At 69.2% G+C, this 17,193-nt stretch carries 11 protein-coding genes and 1 pseudogene; 6 read left to right on the top strand and 6 right to left on the bottom strand.

What is annotated here, in order from left to right:
• Positions 1–687: 687 nt before the first annotated feature.
• Positions 688–1,911, bottom strand: coding sequence for an LPXTG cell wall anchor domain-containing protein (locus ACZ5ID_RS28360; RefSeq protein WP_468903418.1), 1,224 nt, complete (start codon positions 1,909–1,911; stop codon positions 688–690).
• A gap of 395 nt (positions 1,912–2,306) precedes the next feature.
• Here ACZ5ID_RS28360 and ACZ5ID_RS28355 point away from each other — a divergent pair, with 395 nt between their 5' ends.
• Together ACZ5ID_RS28355 and ACZ5ID_RS28350 are read left to right on the top strand one after the other, a co-directional pair.
• Positions 2,307–2,957 carry an HAD family hydrolase gene (locus ACZ5ID_RS28355; protein WP_468903416.1) on the top strand — a complete coding sequence of 217 codons (651 nt, stop codon included), beginning with the start codon at positions 2,307–2,309 and terminating at the stop codon, positions 2,955–2,957.
• Between the two features lie 388 nt (positions 2,958–3,345).
• Positions 3,346–4,671, top strand: coding sequence for a lipase (locus tag ACZ5ID_RS28350; RefSeq protein ID WP_468903413.1), 1,326 nt, complete (start codon positions 3,346–3,348; stop codon positions 4,669–4,671).
• Positions 4,672–4,833: 162 nt separating this feature from the next.
• Here ACZ5ID_RS28350 and ACZ5ID_RS28345 read toward each other — a convergent pair whose 3' ends face one another.
• From ACZ5ID_RS28345 to ACZ5ID_RS28335, 3 genes are all read right to left on the bottom strand, one after another.
• Positions 4,834–6,957: a PIG-L family deacetylase gene (locus ACZ5ID_RS28345; protein WP_468903411.1), complete on the bottom strand. Its 2,124-nt coding sequence runs from the start codon at positions 6,955–6,957 to the stop codon at positions 4,834–4,836.
• 420 nt (positions 6,958–7,377) lie between these two features.
• The gene (locus ACZ5ID_RS28340) at positions 7,378–8,025 is read right to left on the bottom strand and encodes a hypothetical protein (RefSeq protein ID WP_468903409.1); all 648 of its coding nucleotides are present in this window, start codon (positions 8,023–8,025) and stop codon (positions 7,378–7,380) included.
• A gap of 261 nt (positions 8,026–8,286) precedes the next feature.
• Positions 8,287–8,859 carry an RICIN domain-containing protein gene (locus ACZ5ID_RS28335; RefSeq protein ID WP_468903406.1) on the bottom strand — a complete coding sequence of 191 codons (573 nt, stop codon included), beginning with the start codon at positions 8,857–8,859 and terminating at the stop codon, positions 8,287–8,289.
• Between the two features lie 611 nt (positions 8,860–9,470).
• On the opposite strand from ACZ5ID_RS28335, the gene ACZ5ID_RS28330 reads away from it, so the two are divergent.
• Both ACZ5ID_RS28330 and ACZ5ID_RS28325 read left to right on the top strand, forming a co-directional pair.
• Entirely contained in the window at positions 9,471–9,797 is a 327-nt protein-coding gene (locus ACZ5ID_RS28330; RefSeq protein WP_468903404.1) for an effector-associated constant component EACC1, read from the top strand.
• A complete protein-coding gene (locus ACZ5ID_RS28325; protein ID WP_468903402.1) occupies positions 9,787–11,694 on the top strand; it encodes a caspase, EACC1-associated type in 1,908 nt (635 codons plus the stop codon). The genes ACZ5ID_RS28330 and ACZ5ID_RS28325 overlap by 11 nt, the downstream gene beginning before the upstream one ends.
• 372 nt (positions 11,695–12,066) lie before the next feature.
• Here the strand turns inward: ACZ5ID_RS28325 and ACZ5ID_RS28320 are convergent, their stop codons facing one another.
• A complete protein-coding gene (locus ACZ5ID_RS28320) occupies positions 12,067–12,519 on the bottom strand; it encodes a hypothetical protein (protein WP_468903400.1) in 453 nt (150 codons plus the stop codon).
• A 334-nt stretch (positions 12,520–12,853) separates the two neighbouring features.
• On the opposite strand from ACZ5ID_RS28320, the pseudogene ACZ5ID_RS28315 reads away from it, so the two are divergent.
• Both ACZ5ID_RS28315 and ACZ5ID_RS28310 read left to right on the top strand, forming a co-directional pair.
• A pseudogene (locus ACZ5ID_RS28315) lies at positions 12,854–13,837 on the top strand (helix-turn-helix domain-containing protein).
• 632 nt (positions 13,838–14,469) lie between these two features.
• Positions 14,470–14,838, top strand: coding sequence for a hypothetical protein (locus ACZ5ID_RS28310; protein ID WP_468903398.1), 369 nt, complete (start codon positions 14,470–14,472; stop codon positions 14,836–14,838).
• Between the two features lie 931 nt (positions 14,839–15,769).
• Here the strand turns inward: ACZ5ID_RS28310 and ACZ5ID_RS28305 are convergent.
• Positions 15,770–16,441 carry a DUF5317 family protein gene (locus ACZ5ID_RS28305; protein ID WP_468903396.1) on the bottom strand — a complete coding sequence of 224 codons (672 nt, stop codon included), beginning with the start codon at positions 16,439–16,441 and terminating at the stop codon, positions 15,770–15,772.
• Positions 16,442–17,193 lie beyond the last annotated feature (752 nt).

Genomic DNA, 17,193 nt, shown 5'->3' with positions numbered 1-17,193 from the left:
GGGGAGGAAGGGGGGGGGGGGGGGGGGGGGGTTTTTTTGGGGGGGCTGGGGCCCACCCCCCCCCCCCGGGCCCCTCCACGTGTTCCATGGTCCATGAGAGAGGTGCGATGACAGCAGGCGTTGCGATCAGCCGTCTCGAAGACGATGACTATCAGTTGGTGGAGGCCCGGCGTATCCAGGAGCGCCTGCGTACACAGGGCCGCCGCTCCCGGGCGAAGATTTCCCGGTGACCGGGGCGCTTCCTCTGGCCGGTGCGGTGATCTGAAACTTGCCGAGCCAGCCTTCCCGTAGCCCGACAGCCCGCCCGGCCGCCTTGGTCGTCGAGATGTCTGGGGGCTTTGACAGGCTGGTTCGAGGAGGACGCTCGGCCTCGGCGATGCTGTCAACGGAGTTGTGGCGGATCTCCTCCAATGCCACTCCAGCCCCCTGCCTACCAAGAACCGCCACCAGCGAAGCAGGTCCATCGGCTCCAGTGGGCCCCTGCCGAGTCCAGCGACACGTACGGCCCTGCGAAGTGCGTGAGTTGGCGAATTCCCGGGTGCGTTTATCACATGGCTCGGCCAGGCCCGGAAACCCGGCCGCCCACCTGCCGCGGCAGGCATCGTGTGCCGCCTGCGGACCGCAGGTGACCGGCCAGGCGGTGGCCCTTCCCGTTCTCACCGGACGGGAAGGGCCACTATTGACGGGTCAGGCCCGGCGACGTCGTCGGGCGGCAAAGCCCAGTGCTCCGGCTCCCCCCAGCAGGGAGGCGCCGGCCACGACAGCGATCGTCGGCGTCCCACTGCTTCCGGTGCTGGCCAGCTGTGCGTCCGCCCCGGATGAACCAGACAGCCCGCCCGAGACCGCCGAGGGAGTCTGAGGCGACTGGGACGGCGAGGCGGCGCGGACCGGGGTTGTGTGGGTCACGGTCGTGTTGACGGTGCCCGCAGTGGTCCCCGAGGTCCGGGGAGTGCCCTGCGCGAGCACCTTCACGACCGCCCCGTCACCGCAGAAGGTCGTGCCCGTGAATGCCGTCGCTCCCTGGTTGACGAACACACACAGCTGCACCGTGGCCTTCCCTGCGGGCGTGTCCTTGCGGTAGGTCACCCGCACCTGCGCGGGCGTGCTGCTGTGCGCGGAAAGAGAGGCGTCCTTGCCGATCACGTTGAACCCGTAGACACCGGGCTCGGCAGGCGAGGTGACGGGGGCAAGGGTCTTCCAGGACCCAGCGCGCAGCACCTGCACGGAAGCGTACTTGCTGGTGAGCAGGGTGCCGGTGACGTTCTCGTATCCGGAGGCGGTGGGGTTGTCGATCGTGGCCTTGAAGTCGGCGGTGCCGCCCGCCGTCACCGTGGTGGGAACCCCGGCGAGCCTGGTGGTGAGGCCGTCGACCTTGATGGTGTCCGTATCGTCCCCGGTGGCCGCTCCGGAGGCGCCGTAGGAGACGAGAGAGGTGAGCTTCAGATGGTCGGTGCCACCGTTGCTGTCGCCGTTGTGCGGGGTGCCCAGGGGGACACCGATGCGCAGCTGCACGGTGCGGGACTGGCCCGCGGCGAGCGGAAACTGCTCCGGTATCTCGCCGGAGAACTCCCCGTCCGCGTACGTCAGCGGCACCTTCTTCCACACGGTGCCGCCCAGCCGGTACTCCAGGCTAACGGCGTTCGAGGGCAGGCCCATCCCGCCGTCGATCCGGTAGATCAGCCGCGCCGAAGACGTGTCGTAGTGGCCGACGTTGGAGACCGTGGTGGTGAAGGCGACCGGCAGACCGGCCGCCCCGACCTCCGCGGGCGCGGCGGTGGCAACCGCCAGCGTCGGCGGGTTCTCATCGGCCGCCACGGCAGCCGGCGCGAGGGCTAACCCCGCGGCGGCCAGCAGCAGAGCGGTCCCCGAGACCGCGACCGACGAACGAACCTTGTGCGTAAGCGAGTTCAACGTATTCCCCCATACTGTCCACGGTGCGCGGCGTCCGCCGCGTCCGGTCACGGCGGCCCCTGGGCCGCTGTTCCGTAAAGTTGGACCCACGGGTGCGGCAGTCCGTTGTACTCCGTTGTGTAAGGGTCCTGTCACATATGTGACAGGAGTGTCACTGCCCCTGAACCCGGTCGGTCGGCCGGTCCGGCAGCACGCGATCCTGCGAACCCGGTAATCCATCGACGCCGACGGACTGACCCAGGACATCAACCCGTAGCGCCCCGGCAAGTCGCCCGGATCGGACCCGACGACGTAGAAGTTCGCCGACCTGGACCCGACGCCGCTCTGGGAGGTCGCGGAGGTCGAACACCCTGGGGCACGACGGCCGCCTGAACGCGAAGCCCTATGCTGCCGGGATGATCAAGCCCATTGAGCTCGTCATATTCGACTGCGACGGTGTGCTCGTCGACAGCGAGCGCATCGCCGCGCGTGTGCAGGTCGGCCTCGGAGCCGAGCTGGGCTGGCCCCTGACCGAGGACGAGGTCGTGGACTGCTTTATCGGGCGCTCACACGCGGCCATCCGTGAACAGGTTGCCGCTCAGCTCGGCGAGGACACGGCCGCCATCTGGTCGGAAAGGTTCGAGCGGCTCCACCGCGAGGCCGTCGATGCTGATCTCACCCCGGTTGAGGGCCTGTCCGAAGCTCTCGACGCGCTCACTCTGCCGACCTGTGTGGCCTCCAGTGGCTCACACGACAAGATGCGGCACACCCTTGGCCGCACCGGACTCTACGAGCGCTTCGCGGGTCGTATCTATAGCTCCACAGAGGTTTCCCGCGGCAAACCCGCCCCCGACCTGTTTCTGCACGCTGCCCGGCAGATGGGTGTTGACCCCGCAGCCTGCGTGGTGGTCGAGGACAGCGGCCCGGGCGTCCGCGCCGCCCGGGCCGCCGGAATGCGATCTTTCGGCTACGCCGGTGGACTGACGCCCGCCGAACGCCTCGCAGGCCGTGACACCACCGTCTTCTACGACATGCGCGAACTGCCAGCACTCATCGCGGCAGGGTAGCCATCCTGCCCTTCTCGATCCACAAGAGAGGACACCGCTCCCAGAACATCCGCCCGTCCGTAACCTTCACCCGGCCCTCGTCCCAAACCGGACCCTGCCCCCGGAGCCCGACCAGCCCTGCGGCAGATACGGCACCGACGGCAACCCCGATCGCCACAACCTCCGTACCGGGGCTGTTTTCATGTGCACGTTCCCGCACCCGCGCGTTCCCCCGGGTGTTCACGGAATTGCGACGTGAACCAGATCGGTGGGCGCTCGCATGACCGCCTCCGGGCGGTACCGCACGGGTGCAGGCCCCCCCGAGGCTCCGGGGGCCCGCACCCGTGTGTCGGAGCTTGAGACGCGTCAGGCTGAACTGACGTTCACACGGCTGCACTTGGAGGGATACGTGGTCATCTTGACCTCGACATCGTTGCGCAGCGGGACCCGGTACCGCGGCCGTCGCCGGACCCAGCTGGCGGCCGTCTGCTGTGGCCTGTTGCTGAGCGCGCCGGCCGTCGCCACCGCCGCCTCCGCGCCCGTCCTCCAGGCGCAGGCACTGGCACAGACGGACCTGGCACACACGGACTACGAGGAGCACGGCCGAGGCACGCTGGTCTCCTCCGAGAAGCTGTATACGCTGGCGACCCCGCAAGCCGCGGCCACAGAACTGAGTGCGGCCGGGTTCGAAGGCGACACCGTCCGGCACGGCGTGGTCGCCTACCGGCTGGTCTACCAGACCGTCGACCCGTATGGACGCCCCACCACGGCGAGCGGGCTGTTCGTGCTGCCGCTCACCAGTGAAAGGCGGCTGAGAGCGGTCTCCTTCGCGCACGGCACTGGCGTTCACAGGGACGACGCCCCGTCCATGCAACGCGCCGAATTCGTCTCCGCGCCGGTGATCGCGCATGCGGCGGCCGGTGCCGCCGCGGTCGCGCCCGACTATCTGGGGATGGGCAAGGGGCCCGGGGTACACCCCTGGATGGACATCGGCTCCGAGACCACGGCCTCCCTGGACATGCTGCGGGCGGCCCGCGCCTTCGCGCCCCGTACCGGACATGTGCTGGAACGCGAGGTCATGGTCACCGGCTTCTCGCAAGGCGCCTCGGCAGCGCTGGGGCTCGGCCGAGCTCTGGAAGCCGGTGAGGACCGCTGGTTCAGACTGGGTGCGCTGGCACCCGTCAGCGGTGCGTACGACTTCGGCGGCACGGAATTGCCCGCACTGCTGGCGGGCAGGCTCGAACCCAAGTCCGGTGTGCTGTACGCGGCGTACACCTTGGTCGCGTTCAATCGGCTCCACCACCTCTACGACAGTCCTGGAGAAGTATTCCGGGCCCCTTACGACAGCACCGTCGAGGCGCTCTTCGACGGCGTCCACACGGGGGAACAGCTGATGCGGGGCACCCCGGGCGCGGTCGAGGAGTTGCTGACCGAGCACGGCCGCGAGTTGCTCGCGCATCCGACCGGTCCTCTGGCACAGGCGCTGCGCGCAACCGACGCCGTATGCACCGACTGGGCGCCCCGTGCCCCGGTGCGGCTCTACATGGCGACCGGGGATGAACAGGCGGCCACCGGCAACACCAGGTACTGCCAGTCGGCGCTGGTCAGAAACGGCGTGGCCGCCCCGGTCGTCGACCTGGGCGCTGTCGACCACCACGAGTCCCGTCACCTGGGGTCCAACGTGGCAGCGACGTCGTCGGTCGTGCGCTGGTTCGGCGAGCTGCGCCGCCCATGACGGGACCACCCCGGAGCATGTAGGCGGGCCGGCCACCGTCGCCGTGGCATGAGTGCTGATCTTGTTGGGCCGGCCCCCCAAGAGCACGCACCAGGCGCCCCGAGGCCGCCCTCAGGGCGACGACGCGAATGTGATGACAGGCCCTGGCTGGCCCTGGCATACCTAGCGCACGCGGATGAACTGGGACCCGCGTGACGCCGCCTCCGTCGTCCGTGCGCCTTCGCCCTGCTCAGCAGGCCGGGACGTCGGTACGGCCTGGACGCGCAGAGTCGCGTCGGGCGCGAGCCGAGCCAGGACGGGACGGTCACCGGAGTCGGTCGCCAGGGAGACCGCGCCGACCACGGCGCCGGGGACGGTGCTCCACCGCGGGGTGCCGCCGGCGCCCAGGGTGACCAGGCTCGTACCACCGTCGTTGTTGCGCGCGGCCAGCAGCACTCCGCCGGGTACGGAGCCCAGGGCGAGCGGGCCGTAGCCGCGGCTGCCCAGGTCGACGTGCTCGTCGTGCCACGTTCCGCCACCGGCGGGCAGGGTGCGCACGAGCACCCGCGCGGTCCCGGCCTCGCGGAAGGCGAGGAGGAGCGAACCGTCGGGCCGGGCCAGCGCCGTCGGCGGGTCGGCCGGGGCGGGCAGCCCCGTGGGGACGACCACGAACGGGCCTCCCGGGGTTCGCTGCGCCCAGTGGCGCACGGTGTGGTGCCCGGCGCCGAAGACGTGCACGATGCCGTCGGCGTCGGTGACGGCGCTCAGCCCCTCCTGGACCTCGGCGCCGCCCAGGTCCGCCCAGTTGCTCCAGGTGCCGTCCGGCCGCTCGCTGCGGACGGCGACGCCCTTGGCCCAGGTGCGGGCGAAGAGCCAGGTGGTGCCGTCGGCGCCGCGCGTCACGACGGGCCCGCCGACGCGTCGGCCACGCTCGGGGTCGCGGTCGGAGGTGCCCAGCGAGACCCAGGCGCCGAACGGCCCGCCCCGGTGGGTCTGTGCCGTCGTGACGATCTCACGCCGGTTGCCCGTCGTGCCCGCCCCGAGTGCGGTGATGCGCTCGGCGAACAGCTGCCAGCGGTCGTCCGGCGTCGGCGAGGCCGTCAGGCCCGGCAACAACCCCTTGCCGGCCAGCAGTTCGGGCGCCGTCCACTGGCCGCTGCCACGGGCGGTCTCCTGCCACATTGCGGCCTGCCCGCCCAGCACGGCGAACGCGGTCAGCCGCCCGTCGGCGTCCTGCCGCAGCTGCGGCGCGGCGGTGGGGTAGCGCAGCGAGGTGCGCTGGAGCCAGCCGGTGCCGTAGGAGCGGTCCCGGCCCACGTCGTAGTCACCGCAACCGCCGAACGCCTTGACGTCGCAGCCCTGCGGGGAGCCCCCGTAGGCATTGAGGACATCGGCCTTGGCACGGACGGTCCGGGCGGGCAGGGCCTGCGGCCAGCGCTCGTTGTAGTAACCGCGGAAGGCGGTGACGGCGTGCGGGGCCCGGTAGTGGTCGAGCGCGGCGTAGGTGAACAGTGCGACGGCGGTGTGGTCGGGGTGGTCCGAGTAGCCGCGCTGGTCGTGGTGGGCGCGGTGCTTAGCGTTGCGGACCTGCATGTCCGGGTCGGGGTCCATGGTGCGTACGAGCGTGGGCCGGTAGCCGTCCATGAGCTGGACCAGCGCGTCTATCAGTCCGGCGCGGGTGACCGGGTGCGAGGTGCGCACGGGGGAGCCGGTGCCCGCCAGGGTCCGGGTGACCGCGCGGGGGTCCTCCCACAGGCGCCGCAGGTCGAGGTTGGCGGCGGCGCCCTGGGATATGGCGTGCTGGGAGACGCCGAGGAAGACCAGGCGGATGCCGGGGTGCTCGGTCAGGGCGTCCACTTCAACGGGAGTGCCGTCGAGGAGGGTGGTGGCCTGCCGGGACCAGGGGGCCTTGGTGTCGCCGGTCGCCATCAGCGCGTAGGCCTGGCGCAGGCCCTGGCGGCGGGCGCCGGCGTAGTCGGCCACATTGGGCTTGGGAGCCTTGCGGCCGGGGACCTTGTTGGAGCCCTGGGCTTCCCCGCTGGTCACATAGACGCTGACGAGCTGGTCGTTGGCGTCTATGGACTGCTGGAGCTCGGGGTTCATGAAGTACAGGTCGTCGTCGGGGTGGGCGACGACCTGCATGATCCGGGCACCGCTCGCCCCGTCCCGGGAGGCCTGCACCATGCCGCGCTGGTGGACCGGCGGGGAGACGGTGCGCGTCGATGGGGCGGGGGCGCAGGCCGATATCGCCGCCGAGAGGGCTATGAGACCGGTGAGGAGGACACGGCGGGCAGGCTGAGGCGGCACGGGAGGGCTTTCACGGTGAACGGGCGGGCGAGGGGACGGGCGGGGAGCGGGCGAGCACGCCTCCGGGAGGAGGTGTGCACCGCACCTGGGCTGCCCGAGGCGTCGCACGGCGTTGACCCGCCCCGTCCCGGCAGCGGGAGGTGGGTCGAGCCGATGGGCGGCGCCGGGGTGTGAGCGGCAGGGCCGACATTACGAAGGGCGCATGTAGGTATTCCGCCGGCGATGTAACAGTTGGCCGGACGTTGCCATGCGAAGTTGTTAATTCAAGCTGCTCGGCGACGGTCTCGCCGAGCGCGGTCGCCGTAGAAGCCACGCGCCGGGCGCAGGGGGTGGCCCGCCGTGTCACCGCTGCCCGGGCCGTCGCGGTGCGCTGCCCGGGCGCCCGGCGGCCTGCGCCGGCTCCCCGGGAGGGAAGCGGACTCAGTCGTGAGTGGAGAGGCGGGCGCGTTCCAGGGCGCGCAGCGCGGCCTGCCGGTCCGCCACCGTGTACTCGTCGTCCCTGGCGTCGAGCAGAGCCGTGATGTCGCAGGAGGCGAGGCGGTACGCCTCCGCCGCGGCCAGCAGGTCCGCCGCTTCCTCCCGGGACACCGGGTCGGCATCCATCAGCAGGTCCAGCGCTTTCTCGCGCGCCGCGAAGCGGCTCATGCCGCAGTCGAGGCCGTCGTCGCCGAGCTGGGCGGGATAGGGCGCGCGGGCCCAGGCGCCGTCCTCATACCAATAGACGCAGCCGAGCTCGTTGCCCTCCAGCAGGCGACGCAGCCGCGCGAAGGGCAGCCAGTCCGGCGCCTGCGCCAGCATGTCGATGGCCGGGGCGTGCCACTTGACGCCGCTGGACTCGTCCTCGCCGTACAGCACATAGCGCTCGCCCCCCATGGGGGCGAGGGTCCACCAGGTGCAGCCGCAGTCGTCGAGGTGCAGCCCCCTGTCGTCGATCCAGGTACCGGTGCGGTGGATACCGTCCGACTCCGCGTCGGCGGTGGCTTCCAGTACGGCGACCAAAGCCCAGCGGGCCCACAGCAGTTCGGCCGTCGGCAGGTCCTCCGGCCTACCCGGCCTCTCGATCGCCACCCGGTTGCTCCTCGCTCTTCGTACGGTGCCTTCCGTGATCGTAAGACAGGCGCACCGACCTTGACGGCGAGATCTGCGCCGCGACCACAGAGGGCGTTCTCGACTTCGGCGCGCCTCAACGCACCGGTGCCTGGCGCCGCGCCGACGAGAGCGCGGTCATTTTCGTCGTCGCCTCGCCCTCCTGGCCCTCGAAGTGCAGGACCGCGACAACTCCCTCTCGCCCGGTCACGACGCCGGAGTGAGTGGTACGCCTGCGGTGCTTCAGTCGATGGGCACGCCCATACGTCGCAGGATCCAGCGGCGCGACGGGTCCGTGTCGCAGGTGAACTGGACGAGCCTGACGTTGTTTTCGGTGGAGACACCCCCGGCGACGGTCATGCACTTGCGGGTCTGCGCGTTCACGAACTGGTACGAGCTGCCGTTCCAGTTGGTGACGAACCAGCGGCGTGAGGGGTCCGTGTCGCAGTTGTACTGGACGAGTTCGACGTTGTTCTCGGTGGAGACGCCGCCCGCGACTGTTGCGCACTTGCGGGTCTCCCCATTGATGAACTTCCTGCCATTGCCGTTGTTGGTGCTGACGAACCAGCGGCGTGAGGGGTGTGAGTCGCAGTTGTACTGGACCAGCCTGACGTTGTTCTCCGTGGAGACGCCACCGGCGACCGTCGCGCACTTGCCGGTCTGCGCGTTGACGAGTTGGTACGTTCCCGAGATCCCCGCCGGGGCGTCGGGAGAGGCCGGGCGCGCGACCGCGGCATCGGGCCAGAGCATGACGCCCCCGGCGACAAGAGCTGTCGAGGCCGTCAGAAGACGGCGGGTCCGGTTGTGCTTGCGCATAGTGGCGCTCCTCTCGTGACCTGCGAGGGAGGTGAGAAAAAGACGTTGGCTCGTCGAGCAGGCCTGTTCCAGGCTCTGCGACGGTGGCTGACGGACTCCAGCCGACGGGGCCCACCGAGATAGCGGTGCGGCAGTCCCTTTCAGGGAAGCACGGCTGACACGGATCAGCATCTGGTGCCGAACCAGCGATCGCGGCGATACCCTGTGCGCGCGCGTAGTGGTGCTCGGCTCCCGCTCGGCTCCCGCTTGTGGTTCTGCCTGGCCGTGGCGGTGATGGGGAGGCGGGCCGCCCCGGGGGCACCCGGTTCCCGCAGGGCCGCGAGCCACGGTGCCAGCTGAAGTTCGGCGACAGCCCCCGGAAAGCATCAGAATCGCGCTTTTCTGCTTTGCCGACAGTCATGTGCGGACAATTCATGGACGGTTTTGTCCTTGCGGCGTACGGTGGCCGCGGCACCTCTACCGTCGAGGACTCATCCGCGTCTGCGGGCGGGGATGCGGGGATCGATGAGCCGAGCTGCCGGACTGGGGACTCCAGGGCCAGGACGGCGATCGGCGGCGGATTTTGTTGGCGTTTGCTGGTGGACCGAAGGCCAGGTGCGAAGGGGGCGCGGATGGGCACGGTCGAGGTCTCGACGGAGGATCCGGACCATTTCGACGTCCTGTTCGGTGAGCTGCAAGGCCGCAGTGGGATTGCGGTGGATGCCGTGCCCGCGCCGATGCAGCCCGAGGACCTCGGCACGGCGGTGGACCTGCTGACGGCAGCGTGTGCGTCGGGTGGTGCTGTCGCGGTGTTCTTGGGCATCGTCAAGTCGCTGCTGGACTCAAGGGGACCGGGCTTCGTCATGAAGGTGCGGCACGGCACTGTCCGGTTGACGATCACCGCCGAAACCTTCGAAGAGGCCCGTCCGGTGCTGGAGGAATGGCTAGGTGGAGCGTGACCTGAGCAACTCCCGCGCCATCCTGATCGGCAACGGAGCGTACGTGGACCCTGGTCTCCCGAACCTCCCCGCCGCCCAGTGCGTCAGCGCGATGGCCGATCTGCTGATTGGCGAGCTGTGCGGATGGCCTGCTCAGCGCGTGACGTGCCTGGTGGATTTGGCGTCGCCGGACGCGCTGGCCCGAGAGGTGATCAAGGCGGTCAGCGACGTCCAAGGCACACTGCTGGTGTATTACGTCGGCCATGGACTGCGCACCAGTGAAGGGCAACTCGCACTGACCCTGGGCGGCACCGACCCCCGTTGGATGGCGCTGCCCTACACCGCCATGCTTTATGAGAGTCTCGCCAAGATTCTCCGCGGTTGCCGGGCGGAGACCAAGCTCGTCCTCTTGGACTGCTGTCATGCCGAACTCGCCACCAAGTCCAATCACGTGTTCCAGTCGGCCGATGTCGAAGAGGCTCACCCGGTTGAGGGGCTGTACGTCATCGGTGCCAGCGCCAGCACCAAGAAGGCCAAGACGCCCGTCAACGGGACACTCACCTACTTCACCGAAGCCTTCTTGGAGATCGTGCGCAACGGCATCCGTGAGGTATCGGCGCCGCACCTGCGCCTGGACCGGATCTTCCTCGAACTACACGCCCGGTTACGGGACGCGGGACTACCCGAGCCAGTGGAGAGCGGAGCCCGCGGGGCTCACGGGTTCGTCTTCGCCCGCAACGCCGCCCACCCCGACCACCCGAGGAAGCCGCCGGAACCACTCCCGCAACCTGCGGTTGGACGGTTGCCCCTACTGGACCGGCGCACGCTGCTGAGCGCGGTGGGCGCCGCCGGACTGACCGTCACCGACACCTTCCTGACCCTCACCCGCCGTCCTGCGGGCCCGGCGACGACGTCGCATCACGGAGCGTCAGATCGCGGAGCACCGAGCAGGACGTCGACCGCGGCAGCGTCCTCGTTGGGACAGCCGCTCCTGGGCCACACCGACCGCATCTACTCAGTTGCCTTCCGGCCAGGCGGGCATGTCCTGGCCAGCGGCAGCGCCGACCGAACCGTCAGGTTCTGGGACCTGACGGATCCGCTGCACCCCACGCCCATCGGTCTCCCTCTCGCCGGCCACACCGACACCGTCTATTCGGTGGTCTTCCACCCCGGCGGCAACCTGTTGGCCGACGCCAGCGCCGATCAGAAGGTCCGGCTGCTGAACGTCACCGTCCCCGCGAAGCCAGCCGTTGCCGGTCGGCCGGCCACCGGCCATACCGACGCCGTCTTCTCGGTGGCATTCAGCCCCAGCGGGGACCTGCTGGCCGGGGGCAGCGGTGACCGCACGATCCGACTGTGGAACGTGACCGACTCCGCGCGCCCCGTACTCGTCGGCACACCCGTCTACGGACACACGGATGCCGTCCTGTCGGTGGCCTTCAGCCACGACGAGAGCGTCATGGGCAGCGGCGGGTCGGACCACGCGGTCCGGCTGTGGAACGTGGCGGACCCTCTGGCGCCCATCGGCCCGGCACTGCCCGGCCACACCGACCGCGTCTACAGCGTCACCTTCAGCCCGAACGGCCACCTGCGGGCCAGCGGCAGCGGTGACAGAACCATTCGCCTGTGGAAGGTCACCGACCCCACACGCCCGGTGCTCCTCGGGAACGCCACCGCACACAAGGACGCCGTCAACACCGTTGCCTTCAGCCCCAGCGGACAGGTCCTGGCCAGCGGAAGCAGCGACAACACGATCCGACTGTGGCGCGTGGGCGAATCCGCCGGCCCGGTCGCCATCGGATATCCCCTGACCGGTCACCATGGTGCCGTCTACTCCGTGGCCTTCAGCCCGGACGGAAACCTGTTGGCCAGCGGCAGCGCCGACCAGACCATCCGCCTGTGGAAACTGACGCGCTGAGCGATTGGCAGTCCATTGCCGCCGGTCAGCCGGAGGCTGGGGGCCAGGCACGTGCCCGAGGAGCTTGCGGCGTACCGACATGGGACCTCGCGATGGCCGTAGGCCGTAGGTTGACGAGGCAGTCAGCCGCTCAGGCCGTCGGCATGACGGCCCGGCGTTCCACTTGGACCGCGCTGGTATCCAGCTTGCACTACACGGAGGCTGGGTGGACCTGGCGGGACCCGGGGCAGTCGATCGGTTGAGCGGCGGTGGCCGAGTGGCCGTCCGTCGGACAGGGCGGGCCCCGGCGGTGCGGGTGACAGGCGTGTGCACCACCGGGTGCGGGGGGCCGGGGCGGACAGGGTTGCTGTCGCCCCGGCGGTCAGGGGCGGGTCAGCAGGTGACGGTCACCTCGTGGGAGACCGGACGCGCCGTCCAGGGGTAGCTGGCGACACCGAAGGTGGCGCGGATGGTGGAGCCGCAGGCCACGTTGGCGCTCAGGCCCGGGACGTCCAGGTTGATGTTGTTGAAGAGGGCGGGCTTGGTGTCCTTCGGCAGCGGGGCGCCGTCGACCGTGGCGGTGAAGGTGGTGATGAGTTCCTTCGGCGTGGGGGCGGGGCTGCCCGGGGAGGGCGGGCCGGCGAGGCCGACCTTGCCGATGAACGTGACGGTATTGCCGCTGACTTCGGCGCACAGGCGGGTCGAAAGGCCGGACTGGAGGCCGGAGTTGCCGCAGGAGACCACGGTCTGGGTGGCGCTCGTGGGGGTGGCGACCGCGAGTGCCGGGGTGAGGGCGGCGAGGCTCAGGCTCGCGACTGCGGCAGTGACGAACGTCAGACGCTTCATGGTGGATCTCCCTGCAAGGAGGGGCCGTCGGCGGATCCGAACGGCTCACGTGCCATGTGATATTGCACATGTCATGTGAAGATCAAGTGATCCTCACGTGAATGACTTGAAATCGTGTGGTGGCGGCTCGGAAACGTCCAATTCAGGAGGCCGGGTGATGGGGCAGGCGGCGGCAGGCGGGCACCTCGGCCGGGTTCCAGGTACGCCGGCAGCCCCCGGGCCGTGACCAGGTTGCCGGTCAGCTCAGCTAGTGCTGTGACCGCGTAGGTTCCCCGGGTTGGGGGTCGTGGCGGTTGGATGTGCGGTGACGTCCGATCCGACCGTTGGAGCCGCGGTGGTCGAGCCTGTCCGTGTGCGCAGACTGACCGACCAGGAGGGGCAGAAGCTGCAGCAGATCATGCGCCGCGGCAGCGCGAGTTCGGTGCGGTACCGGCGGGCGATGATGCTGCTGGCCTCGGCCGGCGGGAACCGGGTGTCGGTGATCGCCCAATTGGTGCAGGCCGACGAGGACACCGTCCGGGATGTGATCCACCGATTCAAAGAGATCGGCCTGGCCTGCCTGGACCCTCGGTGGGCGGGAGGCCGTCCCCGCCTGCTCGAGCCTGACGGCGAGGACTTCGTCGTGGCGACGGCCACCACTCGACCGGCCAAGCTCGGCCAGCCCTTCACCCGCTGGTCACTGCGAAAGATCCTTCGACGAGTTCGGCCCGCTCGGAATCCGGCCCACCGCAGGCTCTAGCTCGGCCGAGCGCAAACGCCGCGACCGGCCGCCCCCCCCACATACCACCGCGCCCACGGCACCCGGTACTTGCATGGCTGCTACTCGGTCGGCGACGACACCCTGTGGGGCGTCAACCGCCGCACGAAGGGGGCCGCCGACACGCTGGCCGCGCTGAAGTCGATCCGCGCAGCCCGGCCCGACGGCGCCCCGATCTACGTCATCCTGGACAACCTGTCTGCCCACAAAGGCACCGACCTCCGCCGCTGAGCGAAGAAGAACAGGGTCGAGCTGTGTTTCACGCCGACCTACGCCTCGTGGGCGAACCCGATCGAGGCGCACTTCGGACCGCTGAGGCAGTTCACCATCGCCAACTCCCACCACCCCAACCACACCGTGCAGACCCGGGCCCTGCATGCCTACCTGCGCTGGCGCAATGTCAACGCACGCCACCGCGACGTCCTGGCCGCCTAACGCAAGGAACGCGCCCGCATCCGCAGCGAGAAAGGCATCCGCTGGGGCGGTCGGCTTCTGTCAGCGGCGGCCTGGACCAACTGGAAAGCGAGTCACCGAGATCGTTTGGCGGCGTTTGCCCGATAACGTTCCAGCATGGCGAGAGCGGCCCTCCGGATCCGCACACGTACGTAAATCGCTGCCGTTCTCCAGGACTTCCTGCGTTCAGGCTCCGACGCAGCCTTCTATCATCTGTGTGAGCTGACCGGCCAGCATTCCTCAGTGCGTCTGTCCGGCGGTGTCGAGCGGGCGGGGTGGGTGGAGCGGTGCGTTGGAGAGTGCGCAGGAGTGCCCCTCAAGAAAAGGCCGGGGGCAGACTGCCTGGTACTGGGCCCTCGAACCAGTGGAAGGCTCAGGGCGACCTGTGGCAGGCATGGCTGCGGCATTCGGTGGTGGGCGTCGATCTGCTCATGTGGTGGGCGAACGCAAGCGATCTACGCGGCCTGGTGGGGGACGGCCGTTATCGGGAACGTCTCATCGCCCTGCTGTCTCAAGCGTCACCGCGGGACTGCGCGGCGATAGGGCTCGGTTGTGAACGTCGGATCGACCGGCCATGCCGGGAACCGCAGACTTGCAGCCGTCCCCCCGTCGAAGGCCCGGCCGCCGACGTTCCGGAGTTCCGCATAGGCCCGACACCGGGGGCCTGTAGCTCCTTCGTGGACTGCTGGAGGGGAACCGGGCTGCACGTAGAATTCACCTCCGACGACCGTCATCGGGCCGTGCACTTGAAGGACAAGACCGAAAAGGTCGGCGTGTGGGTGGACGGTGTCCCACTACCGGAGGACGCCTGGCTGGACGTGTCCGGGTACTGGGTCGACGACCGGTTCTACGTGGTGCAGGCCGCAGGCCCGGAGGACCACCCTGAACAGGAGCTCGCTATGGGCCATCTGGGCTGCAGGGTTCTCGCTGTGGTCATCCACGACGTCCAACAAGCCACTACCCGGATGATCGTGCCGGACGCCACGGAGACGTGGACCGCTCCATGTGTGCGTTTGGACGGCGGCACATGGCGCCTGTACGCGGATGGGGCCACCGCCGAGGCCGGCAGGCCGGCGCGATTGTTTCCTGCCGTACCACCGTCGGGCTGACGTCTCCTGCACGGGTCCCCGGACGACACCGGGTGCAGATACACCGTCCCGGCGACAAGGGCGAGGACTATATGCGGTCACCGCTAGCGCTCTGACCACATAGGTTCTGCGTGAGCGGGGACGCAGCACAGTCCGCTTCGCAGTGCGAGCCGGCAGCCACCAGGACGGAACGTCTCTGCTGAGGCGTTCGCCCGGCGGTGGGCACTCCGCCTGCGTGCAGTGGTGCTGGCTGACAAGGCCTGTTTGTCGCCGGCGATCCGGAGCCATCTGCGTCGGAGCGGGCTGCGGGCGGCGATCCCGCAGCCCGCCGACCGGGCAGCGAACCGTAAGCGTCTCGGCCGCTTCTGCAGCCCGTCGATTCACGTCCGCGAGAACCTGCAAGCAGCGCAACGCGGTCGTTCGGCGAGGTGGCTCGAATCAGGCCCTGATAGGCATACGGCCAACGGCTCCGACGGGCTTGGGCCTGGCTGGGGCGGTGAGCAAGCTCGCGGCGCCCGAAGCCCCCGTTCGTAAGAGATCAGCCGCCGCTCCAGTCAGGGGCTCCGACGGTGTAGAGCAGTAGGGCGAAGGTTGCCAGAGTGAACAGCGCTGTCGTCAGCCGCTGCACACCGGTTGCTCGGGGCATGCCGGTTCCCTTTCGTTTTGGGGCCTCAGCCGCCGGTCCACTCGGGAGTCCCGATGGTGTAGAGAAGTATGGCGAAGGTCGCCAGAGTGAACAGCGCTGTCGTGAGGCGCTGCACGCCGGTTGTTCGGGTCACGTGGGTTCCCTTTCGGAATGCGGCTCAGCCGCCGGTCATATCGGGTGCTCCGATGGTGTAGAGCAACAGGACGAAGGTGGCCACGGTGAACAGCGAGGCCAAGAAACGCTGTGCGCTGATTGCTTGGGTCACGTCGATCTCCTTTCAGGGTGAGGTCTCAGCCGCCGGTCCAGTCAGGTGCTCCGATCGTGTAGAGCAGCAGGGCGAAGGTCGCCACGGTGACCAGCGCTGTCATCAGGCGCCGTACATTGATGGTTTGAGTCATCTCCCGCCTCCGTGATGTGTTGTGGTGTGGGCTGGTGCATAGCGGTGGCGATGACCACGGCCGCTCCCAGCGTGATGAGGATGTCGCCGATGCTGATGACCGCGTGCACAGGGGGTACGGGGATGAAATCGCCGAGGCGTGTCAGCCGGCTCCCGTGCGCGGCTGCGACGTTCTTGGCGGTTTCCTGCCCCGGCGGGATGCCGGCGGCGGCAGCGGCTGCGGGGGAGTAGGGCATCCGGCCGTTGAGCGCGACCGCCAAGCCGTTGAGCAGTCCGCCTGCCAGAGCTGTTGACGCAGCGGTCTTCAGTAGACGGCTGCGCCCCCGCAGGTTGACGAGCAACCACCCCAGCACGGTCACGAAGGCGGTGGCCAGCAGTACGCTGCGCAGTGCCTGGCCCGGCCGGCCGTCTATACGGCTGGTGGTGTACTCGGCCATCTGGATCGCGCCGGCGAGCCACACCAGCCACAGTGCCCGCAGCCTGGTGGCGACCAGTCCGCCCAGTCGGCCGCCGCTCGCATACCCTGCCGTGACACCGACGATCGCGGGGAAACCGAAGAGCATCATGGCCTGCCCGCTCACGGTTGTGTCCGCGAGGTACGTGTGCTGCTCGCGTGGGGCATGAGAGCGAGACATGTGCTGACGGCCGCTCTCCCATGGGAATGCGGAAAGGCGGCTTGGCCGCCGGCTATGGGTGGTTGGCCAGTCATCGGATACTCCCCCTTTACCGCATGTGCGCGCTGGCGAGCAGCGATGCGAACCTCACGACCACTGGGCGCCGACGCCGACGCTGAAGGGATAGACACAACGGCTCCTGCCTAGGGCGCAATTCCCGCTCCGACAAAAAATGCGAGCCGTCCCGTTCTCTTTGCCATCCAGACCTCCTGAGCGACCGAATCAATGCACCGAAGGGCCACCGTGCATGACGGACAAGGGCAATTCTCGCCAGAGCCGTAGTTGTCCACGCCGCGATGCCGGGAGCGACGCAGGTCACGGCTGAACCGCAAGCGGACAACTGGACTTGTCCGCGGACAACTCTCCTGCTCGGCCCTGGACACGGGCGCATGCACGGTGACCTCTGCCGACCGTCAGCGTGCTGCGCGGCACACGCGCCGCTCAGCGCGGTAAGAAGAACGCCTTCTGCCATCGCGACGAGCCCGCTGAGATCAGGGCCGGCCGGTGCGCGTATGGCGCCCTGGGCGGGAGATCGCCAGGAGCGGGGGGGGGGGGGGGGGGGGGGGGGGGGTTTTGGGTGGGAAGGCCCCCTTTTTCTTCCCCCCTGGTTTGAAAGAAGGGGGGTTTTCACCCTGGGTTGAAGGCTGAACAAAACAAAG

This window comes from Streptomyces sp. NPDC031670, from assembly GCF_055580545.1.
Note: the sequence above shows the minus strand (reverse complement) of the source record. Positions and strands in the feature narration are given on the sequence as shown.